15 protein-coding genes are annotated in these 18,271 nt (G+C 60.7%); 3 read left to right on the top strand and 12 right to left on the bottom strand.

Annotated features, from left to right (window positions below; genetic code table 11):
• Positions 1-71: 71 nt before the first annotated feature.
• The 4 genes from GA0061103_RS05285 to GA0061103_RS05270 form a co-directional block, all read right to left on the bottom strand.
• Positions 72-1,388 carry an LLM class flavin-dependent oxidoreductase gene (locus tag GA0061103_RS05285; RefSeq protein ID WP_092707723.1) on the bottom strand — a complete coding sequence of 439 codons (1,317 nt, stop codon included), beginning with the start codon at positions 1,386-1,388 and terminating at the stop codon, positions 72-74.
• An 18-nt stretch (positions 1,389-1,406) separates the two neighbouring features.
• Positions 1,407-2,411, bottom strand: coding sequence for an LLM class flavin-dependent oxidoreductase (locus tag GA0061103_RS05280; RefSeq protein WP_092707721.1), 1,005 nt, complete (start codon positions 2,409-2,411; stop codon positions 1,407-1,409).
• A gap of 91 nt (positions 2,412-2,502) precedes the next feature.
• Positions 2,503-3,129, bottom strand: coding sequence for a GNAT family N-acetyltransferase (locus GA0061103_RS05275; protein ID WP_092707719.1), 627 nt, complete (start codon positions 3,127-3,129; stop codon positions 2,503-2,505).
• Between the two features lie 443 nt (positions 3,130-3,572).
• Positions 3,573-5,294 (bottom strand): IlvD/Edd family dehydratase, encoded by a 1,722-nt coding sequence (locus tag GA0061103_RS05270; RefSeq protein ID WP_092708691.1) that lies wholly within the window; start codon positions 5,292-5,294, stop codon positions 3,573-3,575.
• Between the two features lie 125 nt (positions 5,295-5,419).
• On the opposite strand from GA0061103_RS05270, the gene GA0061103_RS05265 reads away from it, so the two are divergent.
• Entirely contained in the window at positions 5,420-6,166 is a 747-nt protein-coding gene (locus tag GA0061103_RS05265; RefSeq protein WP_092707717.1) for a FadR/GntR family transcriptional regulator, read from the top strand.
• Positions 6,167-6,179: 13 nt separating this feature from the next.
• Here GA0061103_RS05265 and GA0061103_RS05260 read toward each other — a convergent pair whose 3' ends face one another.
• Entirely contained in the window at positions 6,180-7,076 is an 897-nt protein-coding gene (locus GA0061103_RS05260; RefSeq protein WP_092708688.1) for a dihydrodipicolinate synthase family protein, read from the bottom strand.
• A 10-nt stretch (positions 7,077-7,086) separates the two neighbouring features.
• Entirely contained in the window at positions 7,087-8,382 is a 1,296-nt protein-coding gene (locus tag GA0061103_RS05255; RefSeq protein ID WP_092707715.1) for an MFS transporter, read from the bottom strand.
• Positions 8,383-8,519: 137 nt separating this feature from the next.
• On the opposite strand from GA0061103_RS05255, the gene GA0061103_RS05250 reads away from it, so the two are divergent.
• Together GA0061103_RS05250 and GA0061103_RS05245 are read left to right on the top strand one after the other, a co-directional pair.
• Positions 8,520-9,221, top strand: a complete 702-nt coding sequence (locus tag GA0061103_RS05250; RefSeq protein WP_092707713.1) for a FadR/GntR family transcriptional regulator — start codon at positions 8,520-8,522, stop codon at positions 9,219-9,221.
• 303 nt (positions 9,222-9,524) lie between these two features.
• A complete protein-coding gene (locus GA0061103_RS05245) occupies positions 9,525-10,070 on the top strand; it encodes a GNAT family N-acetyltransferase (RefSeq protein ID WP_092707711.1) in 546 nt (181 codons plus the stop codon).
• A gap of 47 nt (positions 10,071-10,117) precedes the next feature.
• Here the strand turns inward: GA0061103_RS05245 and GA0061103_RS05240 are convergent, their stop codons facing one another.
• From GA0061103_RS05240 to GA0061103_RS05215, 6 genes are all read right to left on the bottom strand, one after another.
• A complete protein-coding gene (locus GA0061103_RS05240) occupies positions 10,118-11,062 on the bottom strand; it encodes an isoaspartyl peptidase/L-asparaginase family protein (RefSeq protein WP_092707709.1) in 945 nt (314 codons plus the stop codon).
• Between the two features lie 89 nt (positions 11,063-11,151).
• Positions 11,152-12,690 (bottom strand): hydantoinase/oxoprolinase N-terminal domain-containing protein, encoded by a 1,539-nt coding sequence (locus tag GA0061103_RS05235; RefSeq protein ID WP_092707707.1) that lies wholly within the window; start codon positions 12,688-12,690, stop codon positions 11,152-11,154.
• Complete coding sequence (locus tag GA0061103_RS05230; protein WP_092707705.1) at positions 12,687-13,763, bottom strand: S-methyl thiohydantoin desulfurase family protein; 1,077 nt, start codon at positions 13,761-13,763, stop codon at positions 12,687-12,689. The genes GA0061103_RS05235 and GA0061103_RS05230 overlap by 4 nt, the downstream gene beginning before the upstream one ends.
• Before the next feature lie 171 nt (positions 13,764-13,934).
• Positions 13,935-15,530, bottom strand: coding sequence for an ABC transporter substrate-binding protein (locus tag GA0061103_RS05225; RefSeq protein WP_092707704.1), 1,596 nt, complete (start codon positions 15,528-15,530; stop codon positions 13,935-13,937).
• A 41-nt stretch (positions 15,531-15,571) separates the two neighbouring features.
• The gene (locus GA0061103_RS05220; RefSeq protein ID WP_092707702.1) at positions 15,572-16,705 is read right to left on the bottom strand and encodes an S-methyl thiohydantoin desulfurase family protein; all 1,134 of its coding nucleotides are present in this window, start codon (positions 16,703-16,705) and stop codon (positions 15,572-15,574) included.
• Positions 16,698-18,254: a hydantoinase/oxoprolinase N-terminal domain-containing protein gene (locus tag GA0061103_RS05215; protein ID WP_092707700.1), complete on the bottom strand. Its 1,557-nt coding sequence runs from the start codon at positions 18,252-18,254 to the stop codon at positions 16,698-16,700. Before GA0061103_RS05215 ends, GA0061103_RS05220 begins: the two co-directional genes overlap by 8 nt.
• Between the last annotated feature and the right edge of the window lie 17 nt (positions 18,255-18,271).

Raw genomic sequence — 18,271 nt, 5'->3', positions numbered from 1 at the left:
GGCATCACGCCATGAAACCCTTGCCGTCACGAGTTAATCTCGATTTCGATATATCGGACCAATAACCTCCATCATGCCGTCTGAGAAAGATGCCGCAGCGGTGAGCTTTCTTCCGTCGGATCCGGCAGGCCTAGATTGGAGCGCAGGGTTGCAGCGGCATATTCCCTGCGATAGACGCCTCGCTCCTGTAAAACCGGCACAACCTTCTCGACGAATTCGTCGAAGCCGCCTGGAGTCAGGTGCGGCGCGAAGACGAAACCGTCCGCAGCGTCAGCCTGCACATAGCGATTGATCTCGTCGGCGATGCTTTCCGGCGTTCCGACGAACTGCTTTCGAGCAGTAACGCGAATGGCCAGTTCGCGGATGCTAAGGCGATCCCGCTCGGCAATCTCACGCCACGACCGCGCCGTCTCCAGCCGCCGTTTGATATCCTGATTGCTGGCACGGCCCTGAACCAGGCTCTCTCCGGAAACATCCGGTTCGACATCCGGCAGCGGCCCATCCGGATCGTAGCTCGAAAGATCCCTGTTCCAAACCTGCTCGAGAAACACGATCGCGCTCTTTGGACTGACCTGCTGCAGGCGTATCGCTTTCTGCTTCTCGTCGGCATCCTCCTGCGTGTCACCTATGACGAAATTGGCTCCAGGCAGGATTTTCAAAGCATCGGGGCTGCGATCATATTTCGCCAAACGCTTCTTCACATCCGCATAGAAGGCTTGCCCCGCCTCAAGGGAGCCATGGCGGGAGTAGATCAAGTCGGCGTGGCGAGCCGCAAATTCCCTTCCCTCGTCGGAATCTCCGGCCTGGGCTATGACAGGGGCGCCTTGTGGCGACCGCTCAAGCGCGGACCGTCCGGCAATCTCGAAATATTTGGACCGGATCGAAAAATCGCCGCTGCTCCAAATGCCTTGTGCGGCTTCGATGAACGCGCGGGCGCGCTCGTAGCGCTGCTCATGGGGAAGATGGTCCGCGCGGCGAAAATTCGCGCCGGTAAAGGCGTCGGGCGAAGTGACGACATTCCAGCCGGCACGTCCGCCGGACAGGATATCCAGCGTCGCCAATTGCCGGGCCAATACATACGGTTCGTTAAAGGTGGTCGTCAGGGTGCCGATCAGGCCGACATGTTCGGTAATCGCAGCGAGCGCCGTCAGAATGGCAAGCGTGTTCGGCCGGCCTGCAACATCCAGCTCGTGAAAGCGTCCCTTCTGCTCGCGGATGCGCAAGCCTTCCGCCAGAAATATGAAATCGAACTTTCCTCGCTCCACCGTTTCGGCAAAATGGCGGAAGGACGAAAACTCGATCTGGCTTCCTGCGGCCGGATCGCTCCAGACCGTGAAATTATTGACGCCCGGAAATTGGGCTCCAAGAATGACCTGCTTCGTCGTCATGGGGCTCTCCTTGGAAATTCAGGCTGCATTGGTGTAGCGATTACCGGCTGCCGGCAGGCCAAAACGACCTCTCAGCGGACCCGTAGCGACCGGGCCAACAGACGACCGGCTCCTCAGCACGGGAATAAGCTCGTCGATCACATATGTCGCCTGCGCCGCGGGATCGCTGAGAATAAGGCGAATGCCAGCGATACCCGACCTGGTGAGTTCGCGAAGTTGCTCCACATAGTCGTCAACCGGTTTCGGCGTGGCGTCGATTACGACGTCGGCGATAAACGCCCGCGCCCTGCCTTCGTCCGCGGCACGGATAGTGCCAATGACGGCAACGATGTCCAGGCGGTCCGGATGAAGGAAGACGATATCGGCAGCCAAGGCTACGGATGGGTCCTCACCATGACGATAGGCAGCTGCGACCACCGGCTGCCCCTGTGGCGGGCGCGGCGTGATCGAAGGTCCGAGAACCTGAAAGCCGCTGCCCTTGAAATTGATGTAATGCAGCTTCGAGCCATCCAGAAAACGCTGGCTTTCCCTGTCTCGAATGACCGCTCCATCTTCCCAGCTGTCCCATAATCCGCGAACGACATCGACAACATCCAACGCGTCCTGACGCAAGGCGGAGCTTTCCGTTGCGGGAAAACCATTGAGGGCGCCGATGGCTTGCCGGGCATGCACGGCTCTCGATCCATCATAATGCTGAACCAGGAGACCTGCCCTGCCCTCGCTTACGAAATCCAGCGTCGCGATGGCGGTCGAGACATGAAACGGCTCGAGGAAATTGACCGCCGCGCCGGGAATGATCCCGATATTGCTGCTGCTCGCCGCAAGCCAGTTCGCAAGCAGCACGGCATCCAGCCCGTCGCCGTCGGGACGGGCAAAACCATCTTCCAGCGTCATGAAATCGACCACCGTGTCGAAACGCGCAACTAACGCCCGCCAGAAATTTTTCTGAGCTTCGCGCAGATTGTGGGGTTGCGCAGCAACATCTAACCCGATGCCGACCCTGAGACCATTTGGATGCGTCATGTGAAATCCTGTTTCGTGATGATTATGAGCCCCGAAGGCAGACCCCACTGCTCGTCGGGATTTACCGATAGCCATCGGGACGCCATGCCTGTCAGGCAGCGGAGGTTTCGTGGGCCACCAAGCGGGCGATGATCAGTTGCTCCTGCCCGGCCTTCAGCGCAGTCACGCGCGCCGTGGCCTCCTCAAAGGAGGCGGCGGGCGGATAGATCGGTGTCAGACCAGGTGCTCCCGCCTTTTTGCCGATATGCTTCTCGAAAGGCAGGGAGCGATAGAAGCTCGGGTCGACGGTCGGGTCGAAAAGGGGGCGATAGCCGAGCGACAGATAGAAAGCCACGGCCTCCGGTTGGCGAAAGCCGGTGCTAAGATAGGCCCTGTTATAGCCGAGTTGCCCGGCACTCTCCTCGAGCGCGATCATGATGCGGCGCGCCAGTCCCTGACGCCGGAGATCAGGATGCGCCCATATCCGCTTGAACTCAGCGGTTTCGTCGTCGTGGCTCATGAAGGCGCCGCCGGCAATGGTTTGACCGTCGCGCTGCAGCAGGAGAAAATCGCCAAGCGGCGGGGCGAACAGGGCACTCGGATAACGCATGATTTCCGCTCGCGCGCCGCCTGGGCGGCTAGCCGCGCCATATCTGCCATCATACTCGCTGGCAAGACCATCGATCAGCGGTTCCGCCGCCGGGTCCAGCAATGACGACCGGACGATGATATCGTTCATGCATATGCCTCCAAACAATGTTCTGAAGGCTGCCCGGTGGACGGTCGTCAGGATCGCCGGTCCTGACGACCACTCTGCAAACTCCGCTCAGCGCTTCGCAGGCCGAGCATGCATGATCGATGGTGTGCTTCGCACGGCACGATCTTTCATTGTGCGGTCGATGATTAAAACATCATTGCCCGATTCTTTTGTCTATTAAAATTATAGATTATATCATCCAATTTGCGCAACCAAAGGGTCCCACAAGCGCACCAGCTCGCCACCCTGTTTCGGGGGATACGAGAGCATCGGGAGATCGAGCGCACAAACGCCTGGATATGCGCGACCCGTTTATTCGCACCAAACCTAGTCAGCAGAAGATTGCTCCGCACCTCGAAAATGAAGTAACCGATGAAGAATAGCGATGCCCGGCACGTAGGCATATTCGCTCTGAATGAAATGAATTAGTGGCTCTCGCGCGGGACCTTGGCGCCGCGTCCTCCGACCAGGAAATCGAGGTCGGCGCCGGTATCGGCCTGCATGACCGTTCGAACGTAAAGGCCTTGGTATCCTGAGGTCATTTGCGGCGCTGGCTCCTTCCAGGCCGCGCGCCGCCTTGCAAGCTCGTCGTCCGGCACGTCGAGAACCAATGTGCGAGCCTCAACGTCAAGTACGATGAAATCTCCTTGTTCGACGAGCGCCAGCGGACCGCCGGCGGCAGCTTCCGGCGAGACATGCAGCACCACCGTTCCATAGGCGGTGCCGCTCATGCGGCCATCGGAAACGCGCACCATGTCGCGCACGCCCTTCTCCAGCAGTTTGCTTGGCAAGGCCATGTTGCCGACCTCGGCCATGCCGGGATAGCCGCGCGGACCGGCACCCTTCAGCACGAGAACGGAATTCTCATCGACATCGAGGTTCGGATCATCGATCCTCGCATGGAAATCCTCGATAGTCTCGAAGACGACGGCGCGGCCGCGATGACGCATCAGATGAGGCGATGCAGCCGATGGTTTGAGCACGGCTCCATTCGGCGCAAGATTGCCCTTGAGGACGGCAATTCCCCCGCTGTCGACGAGCGGATTTGCCCGGCTGCGAATGACGTCCGGATTGTGGTTGACGACATCGGCAATGTTCTCGCCGACGCTCATCCCCGACACGGTGATCGCGTCGAGATGCAGAAGATCGGCGATCTCCTTCATCACGGCGGGAATGCCGCCGGCATAACAGAAATCCTCCATGAGGTATTTGCCCGACGGCATGAGGTCGACGATCGTCGGCACATCGCGCCCGAGCCTGTCCCAATCCTCCAGAGACAGGTCGACGCCGATACGCCCGGCGATGGCAAGCAGATGAACGACGGCATTGGTCGATCCGCCGATCGCGCCATTGATCTTGATGGCGTTCTCGAACGCCTGCCTTGTGAGAATCTTCGAAAGCCGCATATCTTCCTTGACCATCGCGACGGCTTGGCGCCCGGTCATGCGGGCGAGCCGCGCACGGCGCGCATCGACGGCGGGCCATGCCGCATTTGTGGGAAGGGCAACGCCAAGCGCTTCCACCATCGACGCCATGGTCGAGGCCGTTCCCATGGTCATACAGTGGCCGGGCGAGCGCGACATGGCGCTTTCCGCATCCATGAATTCCTGCCGGCTCATGGTGCCTGCCCTTACCTCCTCGGAGAATTTCCAGACATCCGTACCGGAGCCGATCGGCTTGCCGCGGAAATTGCCGTTCAGCATCGGCCCGCCGGAAATGACGATCGTCGGCAGATCGCAGCTTGCCGCACCCATCAGCAGCGACGGCGTGGTCTTGTCGCAGCCGGCCATCAGGATGACGCCGTCCATGGGATTGCCGCGGATTGCCTCTTCGACATCCATGGAAGCGAGGTTCCTGAAGAGCATCGCAGTCGGCCGCAGGTTGGACTCGCCGCAGGAGAAGACCGGAAATTCGAGCGGCAATCCGCCGGCTTCCAGAACACCCGCTTTGATATGTGTGACCAGCTCGCGGAAATGCGCGTTACACGGCGTAAATTCCGAAAACGTATTGCAGATGCCGATGACGGGGCGACCATCGAACACGTCATCAGGCAGACCGCCATTCTTCATCCACGAGCGATGGATGAAGCCATCCTTGTCCACTCCGCCGAACCACGCCTGCGACCGCCGCTTTGAATCCTTGGTCATGATTGCCTCTTTTGTATTATGATTTATATTTTTGTTATACAAATAGCCGGAGACCGTCAAGCGCGGTTGCGCTTGTGACCACAGGCCGAAGACGCTAGACATGTCTCGATTTTGGGGAAAAGCAGATGGCCGGGATGACTTCGGATGCCGACGACGTGAGCCTCGGCACGAACAAGAGATACCACGACGCGATCGTGCACGCGCTGGGTGAGCGGATCGTCGGCGGCGCGCTTGCGGCGGGAGCCTCCATCGGAACGGAGCAGGAGCTCTGCGACCATTTCGGGACGTCGCGTACCGTCATCCGGGAAGCCATCAAGATCCTATCGGCCAAGGGCCTTCTCGAAAGCCGCCCGAGAAGCGGCACCAGAGTGACTGATCATTCGGAATGGCTTCTGCTTGATCCGCAGGTCCTCGCATGGAGGCTCGGCGCGGAAAACGGCAGCGAGCGGGCACGTATCGACCTCTATGAGCTGCGGCAATCCTTCGAGCCGGCCGCGGCAGAGCTTGCCGCCGCGCGCGCGACGCCGCAGACGCTACAGAAAATGAAACATGCCCTGCTCGGCATGACCCTCGCCTCGACCGCGGAAGAAAAGATCGAGCACGATCTCGCATTTCACACCGCCATTTTGGCCGCGACCGGCAACGCCTTCTATCTAGCATTGGGGTCGCTGATCTCAGCGGGGCTGAAACATGTGTTCAAGGCGGGACTGCAACGAACGGCGAAGGAAGACGAACGCTGGATACGCCGTCATCAGAATGTTTATGAAGCCATTGCTGGCGCCGACGGCCCCGGCGCGGCAGAGCAGATGAAAAACCTCCTGCGCGAGGCACTGGAGGTCCAGAAGCTGAAATTGCCGCAATCCGAAAATTAGACGCAGATCGGCTTCAGAAAGATCCGAGCCTCCTTGCATGCAAGGCGACGAGTTCCTCGCCGAACGGCGTTGGACGCATCGCTGGCGCCCGATCCCGAACCGTAAGCCCTGCTCGCTCCGCGAACAGCCGCTTGCCGTAGCACATCAGGTGCTCGATCCCCTGCATGACGGCAACGGCGGATGGGAGCATGGCACGATAGATGTCCTCGGCACGGACCTCATCTCCGGCGTGAAAGGCGGTGTATGCGTCGACTGCATAGTCGATGAGATCGGGAGCGAGAATATAGCCGGCACAGCCAGCCCGCAGCCCATCAAGCAATTCCAGGCCACCTCGGCCGTTGAAAACAGGCACGCCGTTGCCGATCGCCTCCATCAGCGCCTTGACCTCGACGGCCGATCCCTCCGCCTTCAGCACCCTTACATTGGGATGGGCAGCGCGCAATGCCGCAAGATCCGGGCCTGTCAGGCCGCGCCCGAGAAAGGCGGGGGCATTCTGGATTGCCACCGGCAGGTTCGTCGCATCCGCGACGCGACCGAAAAAACCAATATATTCGCCTGCGCCAAAGGTGCCGACCGGTGGCGGCTGGAGTATCACCCAGTCGGCACCAACGGCTTCGGCGTGCCGCACCTGCTCGACCTGCTCGGCAACCGAAGTCCCGAAGATGGTAAAGGCGAGCGGAAGACGGCCGGCATTGTCCTCGGCAAGCCATTCCATAACGGTCTGGCGCTCGGCAGCCGTCAATTTGGAAACCTCCGTGGCAAGGCCGAGCGCGGCAAGCCCGTGCACGCCTGCCGCCACGCAAATCTCGGCCTGCCGCTTCATCGCAGACCTGTCGAGCTTTTCCTCCTTATCGAAGAGCGCGTAGAGGATCGCGTGGATGCCGTGCAGTTTCTCAGGTTCGAATGCCATCTTGAATGCCTTATTGTTTTGAAAGCCGAAGGGCCGGCGCACCCGTGCGGACGATTGCGATGCCAAGGAGGCCACCCGCGATCAACGCGGCAGCCACCAGCGTCAGCGCCACATCATAGCTCCCGGTCGAATCCTTGATCCAGCCGATCACCGGCGGCAGGGCGAGGCCTGCGACATTCGCCAGCGCATTGATGAGTGCGATCGATACGGCAGCCGCAATCCCCGAGACGAACTCGGTGGTGACAGCCCAGAAGATCGGAATAACTGCCCAGTTGAGTGCCACCGAAAGGACGAGCAGCAAGTAGGCCAGGTGTGGATCGCCGGCATAGGTCGCGCCGAGAAGGCAGACACCGGCGAAAGTGAGCGGCAGCCCGAGATGAAGCGCGCGCTCGCCGGTTCGATCGGAATGCCTGCCATTGAAGAACATGAAGATGCTGGCGGCCAGAAACGGCACCGCTGAAAGTAGGCTTACCGCCAGATTGCCGCCGCCGGACAGGCTCTTGACGATCAGCGGCATGAAAAGCGTGATGCCGATCGTCCCGAAGGCCTGAAGCAGCCAGAAGAAGGCAAGCATCCAGACGCGAGCGTTGGAAAAGGCGGCACTCCAGGATGCATGATGCGAGATAGGCGCCTTCTCCTCTTCGGCTGCAATCGTGCGCTCGAGGCCATCCTGCTGCTCGGCAGTGAGCCAGGCCGCATCTCGTGGACGATCGGGCAGAAACTTCCACACGACGAAGCCCAACAGGATGGCGGGAATGCCTTCGATCAGAAATACCCAGCGCCATCCCGATAGGCCGAGAATGCCGTGCGCATTGAGCAGCAGGCCTGAGAGCGGTAAGCCGATGACCGATGCGAGCGCTGCGCCGATATAGAAGAAGGACATGGCGTTCGCCCTGTCGCGCGACGGATACCATTTCGCGAGATAGAAGATGATGCCCGGCGTGAAGCCCGCCTCGGCCGCCCCGAGAAGGAGGCGCATTCCATAGAGCTGATAGGCGCTGGATATGAATGCCATGCCGGCAGCAATGATGCCCCAGCTGATCATGATGCGGGCAATCCAGCGACGTGCGCCGAAGCGGGCCAGCAGCATGTTGCTCGGTATTTCGAAGACGATATAGGTCGCGAAGAATATGCCGGCCGCCAGCCCATACATCTGGCTTGTCAGGCCCAACTCCTCATTCATTCCGAGCGCGGCGACGGAGATATTGGACCGGTCGATGTAAGCGACGAGATAAAGCAGCATCAGGAACGGCAGGATGCGCAGATTGATGCGGCGGACCGCCTCCCCATTGGTGTCGAATTTCATTTCCCCCTCCACGGCACTCATCGGCGTCTTACAAACATCATACCTTTAACATATGATGTTTGTAAGGCAACAAGCTATTTGCTTTTGTCACCGCATTCTGATTGGTCTCGTTGGCAATGGCGGTGAAGGACAGAGGCATGACGAAGACAAAGCCGAACAGGACGACGGCCCTTGTGGAAGCTCTCGGCATCCGCATCGCCTCCGGACAAATACCGCCCGGCGCCTATCTTCCCTCGGAAGGCGAGCTGGAACAGGAATTCGGCGTCAGCCGTACGGTCGTACGTGAAGCGGCGAAGATATTGTCGGCCAAGGGTCTCGTGACCGTCAGGCAACGCACGGGCACGCGAGTAGAGCCGCGAGAGCGATGGCAATGGCTCGATGGGGAACTGATCGCATGGCTGTCGCGCGGACGGATCTCGCACGATGAGCTTATGGCTTTTGCAGAAGCCCGCCAGATCATCGAGCCCGGAGCCGCCGCACTGGCGGCATTGCGGGCAACCGACCTGGAACGTCAGGCGATCCTCGACATCTATCGCCGCATGGAACGGGACCAGAAGAACCCGATCGCAGCCGTCGCCGCCGACAAGGCCTTTCACATGGCGATCCTTGCTGCAACGCATAATCCGGTGCTGCAAAGCCTGCGCCAGGCGATCGAATCCATTCTCGATGCCGTTTTCCCGCATACGGTCGGTGCGTTTGCGGCCAATCTCGAAAACCACGCCGCAGTTGCCGAGGCAATCGCCGCAGGCGACAGTATCGCCGCCAGACACGCGATGGAGGCTGTTCTCGACCAGACGTCAGGCTTCCTTGGACACGCGCGGGAGCAGGCGACTTCATAGCCATCAAGACTTGCTCGCCAAAGCGAGGACTATGAGGACATGGATTGACGGGGAAGGACCGGACCGCGAAAGGGGGTTCGCCCCTCGTAAACGGAACGCTCTCACGGCCGGTCCCATATTTCCTGCAGGCTAGGCCCGCAAGAGGCGGCGCTTTTGCGCGCCCATTGCGGCAATATATTGTCTAACGCTAAAAAATGGAGACCAGACAAAATCGGGCGATATCGGTTCCCATTATCACCTCGTGCGTAGATAGTGGCCTCGGGCGCCGCCCCTCGATATCCCTCATTCGGCAAGAGCCCTCATATGATGACCGCAAGATTGATCCATCGCTCATCCATCGAGACAGCACGCCTCCGCCTGCGTCCGACATCGGCCACCGATACCAAACGCGCATCCGAAATTCAGAGCGATTGGGCTGTGACGCGCATGCTGAGCAACGCCTCATACCCGCCGAACGAAAACAATATCAAAGATTGGTTTTCCAACCATGAGCGCGAATGGGCCGAAGGCTCCGCCTATCGCTTCGCCATCGAACAAGAGGAAAGAATGATCGGTATCGTCGATGTTGATGGCATTGTCGGCAACGCAGGCAGCCTTGGCTATTGGCTGGAGAAGCAAGCCTGGGGAAAGGGCTATGCCTTCGAGGCAGCGCAAGCGTTGATCGGCTTCGTCTTCCACGAAGTCGGCCTCTCCAGCCTCGAATCCGGTCACGCGTCCGACAACCCGGCCTCTGGACGGGTGCTGACTAAACTGGGCTTCCGCCAAGTCGGCAGCAGGGAACTTTTCTCGCGGGCGCGCCACGAAACCATCGTTCAGTGCTGCTATGTACTTGAGTGCCAAACGCCGTGAATCCACAGGGTAGTGCCGAGCCATAGCTTCGTTCAGCCGCAGCCCGGTTACAGCTCGATTTCGTAGACGCGCTCATGCGTCGCGACGAAACCCTTGCCTTCCGGCGTCACCCAGCCACGAAACATTCCCGGCGTATTGTAGGGCGCAACGGCAATACCCTGAGCATCTATCGCCACCAGCCCGGCGCCGATCTGATATGGCGCCAGATCCTGGTTGATCAACCCGTCTGTCGCCGTCGCTATATCCTGCTTCAGATAGGCCATACGGGATGCGATCTCGTGCCCAACCACATAGCGGATGAAGAACTCGCCCTTGCCTGTTCCAGACACCGCACAGACGCCGTCGCGTGCATAGGTGCCCGCACCGATGACCGGGCTGTCGCCCACGCGCCCGTCAGGCTTGTTGTTGTAGCCGCCTGTCGAGGTGGCGGCGGCAAGATGGCCGGCGGCATCGAGCGCAACGGCCCCGACCGTGCCATGCTTTTCGTTCTCGGTCCCTTCGGTGCCGGCAGCGGCATGGCGCTTCATGGCCTCAAGCGCCTCGACCCGCTTCGGTGTGGTAAAATAGGATTGCGGCTCGACCTGCAATCCCTTGGCCTCGGCAAACCGGTCGGCAGCAGGCCCGGTCATGTAGACGGCACGGCCATCTTCCATCAATGCGCGGGCGGCCTTGATCGGGTTGCGGATTGCACGAGAGGCGCTGATTGCACCCGCCTCCAGCGCCGTCCCATCCATGATCGAGGCATCAAGCTCGTGCACGCCGTTTTCGTTGAGCGCAGCGCCATGGCCCGCGTTGAAATGCGGGCTGTCCTCCATGACCACGACGGCGGCCTCGACGGCATCGACCGCGCTGTCACCGGCCTGCAGCCGCGCATAGCCTGCACGCAAAGCGGCAGCCAGGTCGCGGCGCGCGCCCTCCCATTCCTCCGGCGTCATGCTGTCTTCCGGCATAACACCGCAACCACCGTGAATAGCCAGCGCAATCTTCGTCATTTTCCACTCCGATCCGCCGTCGGCGCAACCTGTCTGCCGAACACCGCTCTCCTCAACAACGCCCGATCAGCCTGACCGGACACGCCATTTCAGTTGAAGGCGATATCGCCGATGACCCTTACTCTTACACGGCGCGCTCCGCCGGGCAGATAGGCAATCGGAATATCCTCGACTTCGAGCGTCTTCACGCTTTCGCGGCTCGCACCAGAGGCAACAGCGGCATCCTGCGCCTCCGCTTCTGCCTTGGCGATGGCTTCGTCGCGGCTCAACCCCGAAAACACCTGGTCGACCTCGCCCGAGACCTGCGCCATCGCGGCACCGAGTGCATTGGCAACGCCGGCATTCGCGACGCGAAGGACCTCCGAAGCTCCCGCAATCTTTTCCGGGATCAGGAAAGCGGCGCCGCCGACGGCGATCAAGGGCACATCCTCTGCCGACGTCTTCATCTGGTCGAAGCTGTCTGTCACCATATCGCGGATGCGTTCAAGGCTTGCCTTTACGAAGGCCGGGTCGAGATTCCGAACGCGATCCTTGTCCCCCATCTCGACCAGACCGGCGGCGACGGCGATGTCCGAGGTGGTCAGCGTCTTGCCGCCAAAAACGCGAGCCTCCGTCAGGATGCGATAGCCGACCGAACGCGGGCCGATCTTACCCGTTTCCGGATCGATGATCGTGCCACCGCCAAGCGCGATCGGCAGAAGATCGGGCATGCGGAACAGCGTGCGCACGCCGCCGATATGGACGATGTTGTTGGCCTCGCGCGGGAAGCCGCCGACGAGGCAGCCGATATCCGAGGTCGTACCGCCGACATCGACCACCATGGCGTCGCTCAGGCCAGTCAGAAAAGCCGCACCGCGCATCGAATTCGTCGGACCGGAGGCAAAGCTGTGAACCGGATTGGCCGCGGCAACATCCGCCAGCGCGACCGTACCGTCATTCTGCGTCAGGTAAAAGGGTGCGGCAACGCCTGCTTCGCGCAGCGCATCCGAGAAGGCCTGCACCGTCGTCCTGCCCAGCGACTGCAGCGCCGCATTGAGAAGCGCGACATTCTCGCGTTCGAGCAATCCGATCCGCCCGAGCGTGTGTGACAGCGTGATCCGCGCATCCGGGATTACAGAACGGACGATTTCGGCGGCCTTGACTTCGCATTCGGTCGTCAGCGGCGAGAATGTTGCCGATATCGCGATCGAGGTGATGCCGGCATCAAGGATCTTCATCGCGGCTTCGCGGATTTCGTCGGGGATCATCGGCACGAGCGGGCTGCCATCATACTCGTGGCCGCCATGAACCATGAAAATGAGCGGATCGACCGCCGCGCGCAGGTCGTCCGGCCAATCGCACATCGGCGGCAGGGACGCGCCCGTCGGCAGCGCGATGCGGATCGCAGCCACCCTTTCCAGCCGCGCCCGCTCGACGACGGCATTGGTAAAATGCGTGGTGCCGATCATGACGGCATCGATCGGCCGGCTGGATGAGCCGGCATGGCCGGCGACATGGCTCAAGGCCGACTTCACGCCGGACATCACGTCCTGCGTGGTGGGAACCTTGATGGAAGCGATGATCTTCTCACCATCGATGAGAACGGCATCCGTATTGGTGCCGCCAACGTCAATACCGATGCGTTTCATGCGAATACCGATCTGAAATCAATGTCATAGCCAAAGGCACGGGGACCAACCGCTGCGATCCCCGCAGGCGAGGTCAAAAGCTCAGGTGCCGGCAGTGCAATAACGGTTACACGCTGGCCATAACGCACGGATTCCGTGCCGATGGCGCTGCCGGAAATCGTATCGAGCAGGCAAAGAAGATCCGGCGTCATTCCCACCGGCTCGCCATCGCGGAAGGCGACGGCCCACTCGTTCTGGAACGCCAGTTCCATCCGCGAACCCTTGTCGGCATCGATACCTTCGATCACGGTCCGCCCGCGAAGGAAACCGCCGGTGGTTTCGCGCGCCACATCGATCACCTTGCCGCGAAACAGTTGCTTCCCGCCCTCGTGATCGAGAACCGCCTTCACCGGATCGTCGTGACGCGCGCGCGCCTCGATGACGGTTCGGCCAAGCTCCGTCGCCTTGGTGATGGTGTAGTGAATGCCCCAGTCCTTCACCTCGCGGCCCGTGCGCGGCGCCTTGCAGGTTGCCGCCGTCGAACCGACTTCGGTGCAGACCTTGCGCGAGATGCGCTCCATCCACTTCCAGGATGCAGCCTTGGTGACGATGACCTCATTGTCGCGCACATCCACGAGGGACAGCGGATACATCGGCAGATTGCCGATGGCAAAGGAGGTCATCTGTGCCTCGGGATAGGCACGTCCCATGGCATCGGCATTAACAACAGGCCGGCCGAGCATCGCGGCGGTAAGGAAGGAGGACAGCGCATTCGAGCCGCCGATCTCGACGCTCATGATCGCGCGGAAGGGCTTGCCGAGATAATCCTCCATGACCTCGACCGCCCGCGCCAGATGCACGGGATCGCTCAAGCGCTCCTGCCCGACCAGCGGCGCACCCATTTTCGAGACGACGGCGACCATATCGTCATCGTCGAGCGCCATCGGATCCATCACCTGCACGCGACGGCCTTCGGCATAGAGCCTGCGAAGATTGAGGGTCGAGATATAGGGATTGCCGCCACCGCCGGTGCCCAGGATCCAGGCTCCCGTTGCGAGCGGCTCGATATTTTCTTCGGAAAATTCCTGAAGCATGTTTCACCTTCGGCAATAGAACGCTTCAGCTTTTCACGGAAACTCTGAGCCGCTCTATCTCTTTGTTTTCTCGCAATTCCGGACGGAAAACCGCTCCGCTTTTTTCCTGGAATTGCTCTAGCTGTCCCGACCCCGAATAGGGGCCGGGTCTGTTCGATGTGCAAGCGAAGATCAGTTCGCCTTGCAGTCCCAATGGAAATTCGAGAAGTTCAGGTCCCAGCTCTGCATCGGGATGAACTCATAGCCCTGAAGGCACTTGTTCGCCGCATAGCGCCGGTTCGGCGATACCGCCCAGACATCTGGCTGCAGCTCGGCAAGCTTTGCCTGCAGCTCCTTGTAGGTCGCGTTCTGCTCCTTGACGTCTGTGGTCGCCCTCGCCTTGTCGATGAGCGCATCGACCTCGGGATTCTGCAGCCATTCCATCGACATCCAGGTGCCGGAAGCCTTGGAGTGGTACTGATTATAGAAAATCGCATCAGGCGATGGATAGTTGGGCGAGATGTTGACCTGGGTCGAGGCGGGCGTGGTCTCGGGCTTGGAGGAGAGCTCGACGATGCGGTTCCAGGGCTCGGGCTTGATGTCGAGCGTGATGCCGATCTGTTCCAGATTGGCCTGCATCAGCAGCGCCACTTCGGATTCGAAGGCGAGCGAGGCGACATAGCTGTTGACCAGCGTGATCTTCTGGCCGGCATATTTCGACTTTGCGAGCTCTTCCTTCGCCTTTTCGAGGTCGAAGACACCGGGCTGAATATCGCCGTTATGCGCATCCTTGAACACAGTCGAGAGCGTACCGGTCATGTCAGAGCCCGGATAGATCGCTTCCTGGATGGTCTTGTAGTCGGTCGCATAGGCGATCGCTCGGCGCACATGCACGTCGTCGGTCGGATAGACCTTGCTGTTCAGCTTGATGACGAAGCCGCCGGCAGTGTCGGACTGCAGCAGCTTGTAACCCGGCATCTTACCAAGGGTTTCATAGGTATCGTTGCCAAGCCCATGCGAGGAGAGCCCGAGCTCGCCCTTTTCGGCAAGCGCCTTAACGGTGGCGTCGTCGCTCGTCTGGACGAAGCGCACCTCGTCGATCGGCGTTCCCTTGGTCCAGCCGAGGAAATAGTCGGGATTGCGTGCGATCACCATATCGGCGGAGCGATTGTAGCTGACCAGCTTGTAAGGACCCGAGCCGGCCGAATGCTCGCCAACATAGGCTTCGCCCCACTTGTCATCAGGCTTGGCATTCGCCTCGATGAGCTTCTCGTTCAGCGCCATCATCAGCGGCGTGACAGCCATGAACGGCGAGAACTGCCGGTCGAGCTTGACGACGACGGTCTTCTCGTCGGGCGCGGTGACGTTGTCGGGCTGGACGAGGCCGACGATAAGGTTGGAGGGACCCTTGTTGATACCGATCAGGCGCTGGATCGACCAGACGAAATCGGAGGCCTTGACGGGCGTACCATCCTGGAACTTCGCATCATCGCGAAGATGGAAGGTGTAGGTCAGACCATCCGGGGAAATATCCCAGGACTTTGCCAGATGGGGCACGATCTCACCCGAAGGGCTGACGGTCGTCAGCGCATCATACATGTTCACGATCGCCATGTAGCCGGTATAGTCGGTGACCTTCGCCGGATCGAGCGAACTGAAAATCTGCATCGTGTTGACGGCGATCGACACCTTGTCGGTGGCCGATGCGGCAACCGATGTCAGCGGCAACGCCATGGCGCTCGCAAGCAGAAGCGCCGAGAGACGCAGATTTCTGGAACCCATCTTCATTCAAGTTCTCCTCTTTGATGCGGGAACTGCCCCGCTTATGGTTATGCTGCCTTTCGTTCGGGCGCAGGCAGCGGCGAATAGGTGATGTCCGGGTAGCCGAAGGCCGCAGGACCGACGACTTCGAGCGCACGCGCACTGCGAAGCAGCTCGTGGCAGGGAATGGCGACGATCGCGACCCGCTGGCCGTAGCGCAGCATTTCGGTGGTGATCGGATAGCCGGTATCGACGTCGAGAAGCACGATCAGATCCGGCACGCAGACCTCGATCACGCCATCGCGGCGGAAGACCAGGAATTCGTTCTGGATCGCCACGCTCGCCGTTTGGCCGTTGCAATCATCGAAGCCGGCGAGTTCCATGTCACCGACGACGAAGCCGCCGCGCAGATGGCGCTTGAGATCGGTGATCTTGCCGTTGAAAACACGCCGTCCGCCCTCCAGCGCACAAACCGCCGCAATCGGATCTTCCTGCGCCTTGCGCGCACGGATCACCGCTTCGCCGAGGGCGATCGCCTTGGTGTAGCTCTTCGGGATACCGTATTGATGAACATAATGCGCCTGCATCGGCGCCGTCGCCAGCATGGCGGCGCCACCTTGCGCGACCACGCAGGCGCGTGCCATGCGCTCATGCCAGACTTCCGATACGGCATGGCTGAAGATCACCGCATTGCCATGCAGGTCGCACATGACGGAAGGCGTCGAGCTGTGACCATAGATCGAGAAGGTCGTCATCTGCATTTCGGGAAAGGCCCGCCCCATGCCGTCGCAATCGAGGATGGGAAGACCGCCGAGCGCCGCCGTTACCAGCGGGTTCATCGCGTTCGCGCCACCGATCTCTTCGCAGACGATCGCGTCGATCGGCGTGCGGATGAGCTCTTCCATAGCGCGCAGGCAGCGCAGCCCCTCACGCCCCTCGCGGATACGCTCGACGCCGACGACCGGTGCGCCGATGCCACCGATGGACATGCAGAGCGCGTCCGCTTCGATGGCGTCGGTCGCCAGAACCTTCATCTCGTAGCCGGCCTTCATCGCCTCGAGGGCCAGAAGCTTGCCCTGATAGGGATTGCCGCCGCCGCCGGTGCCGAGAATGCCCGCGCCGATTTCCAATGCATCGAGATCCTCTGATGTCAGCCGGCGCAAGGCGGCATCATCATATTTCTGCTTGCGCGTCTCAGGCATGATGGCCTCCCATTTCACCGACGACTTTGACGTGAATGCGCGTGGCGTTGCCTGGCAGGTAGGCAAGCGGCGTGTCCTCGCGCTCGATAACTTCAAGGGTTTCCGCAAGCGCGCCCGCTGCGATCGCTTTTTCGCGCGCTTCCGCTTCGGCTTCTGCAAGCGCACTCTCGCGGGTGCGGCCATCGACGAGCGAGAAGACGCGATCCGTCTCGCCACTGATCTGGGCGATGGCGGCGCCGACCGCATTTGCCACGGCGAAATTCTCGGGCATGATCACTTCGAGATCACCGATGCGATCCGGCATCAGAATCGAGCCGCCGCCAACGGCGATCACCGGCACCGGCGTCGAGGAAATGCGGCTGCGTTCAACGCAAGCCTCAAGCATGGCGTTGATCTTTGCCACGGCCGCATCGACCAGACCTTTGTCGAGATTGGCAACCAAAGCGCTGTCGCCGACTTCGGCCTTGCCGGCTGCAACCGCGATATCGGTGGCGGTCAACGTCGATCCGCCGAAGCAAAGCGCTTGCTTGCGGACGCGATAGCCGACTGACTTCGGCCCGACCGACATACCCGCATCACTCTTGACGACAAGCGAGCCGCCACCGAGGCCGATGGAAAAGACGTCGGGCATGCGGAAATTCGTGCGGACTCCGCCAATATCGACAGTCGTGGACGCTTGGCGCGGAAAGCCGTGCGACAGAGAGCCTACATCCGAAGTCGTGCCGCCGACATCGACGACGACGGCATCCTTCAGCCCGGTCAGGAATGCCGCACCACGCATGGAATTCGTCGGACCCGATGCAAAGGTCAAAACCGGAAAGGCACGCACGACATCGGCTGCCATCAGCGTACCGTCGTTCTGGGTAATATAGAACGGGCATGGGATGCCGGCTGCCGCAAGCGCCTTGCCGAAAGCTGCCACGGTGCGATCCGCCAGCGACAGCAGGCTCGCATTCATGATCGCAGCACTTTCACGCGCCAACAGGCCATGACGACCGATGTCCTTCGACATGACGACAGGCAGGCCTGGGCAATGCTGCTGCAGGATCTCCTTGGCCCGCAACTCCATGGCATCGTTGATGCCACTGAAGACGCAGGTCACGGCAGCAGCCTTTAAGCCCTTCGCACGGATTTCACCGGCGATGCGCACGATGGCATCTTCATCGAGCGGTGAAAGCTCGCGTCCGTCGAATTCGTAGCCGCCTTTGACCTGATAGCCATGATTGCCGACGATCTCACGCAGGTCATCGGGCCAATCGACCATCGGCGGCAGGCCGGCGCCTGAGGGCAGGCTCAGCCGGATGGCCGCAACTTCATCCATGTGACGGCGCTCGATCACCGCATTGGTGAAATGCGTCGTGCCGATCATCACGGCCGCGATGCTTGTCCTGTCAATGCCGGAGGCCTCGATGACCTTCTCCAGCGCCTCGATCACGCCCGAAGTCACATCCTCGGTCGTCGAGGCCTTGACCCCGGCCAGAACGGTCTTTCCCTCCAGGACGACAGCATCCGTATTGGTGCCGCCGACGTCAATTCCAACGCGATACACGTCAGGCTCCTCTTCGA

The sequence above is a fragment of the Martinezella multihospitum genome (assembly GCF_900094585.1).
Taxonomy (GTDB): domain Bacteria; phylum Pseudomonadota; class Alphaproteobacteria; order Rhizobiales; family Rhizobiaceae; genus Rhizobium; species Rhizobium multihospitium.
This window is presented reverse-complemented; position numbering and strand designations above follow the sequence as displayed.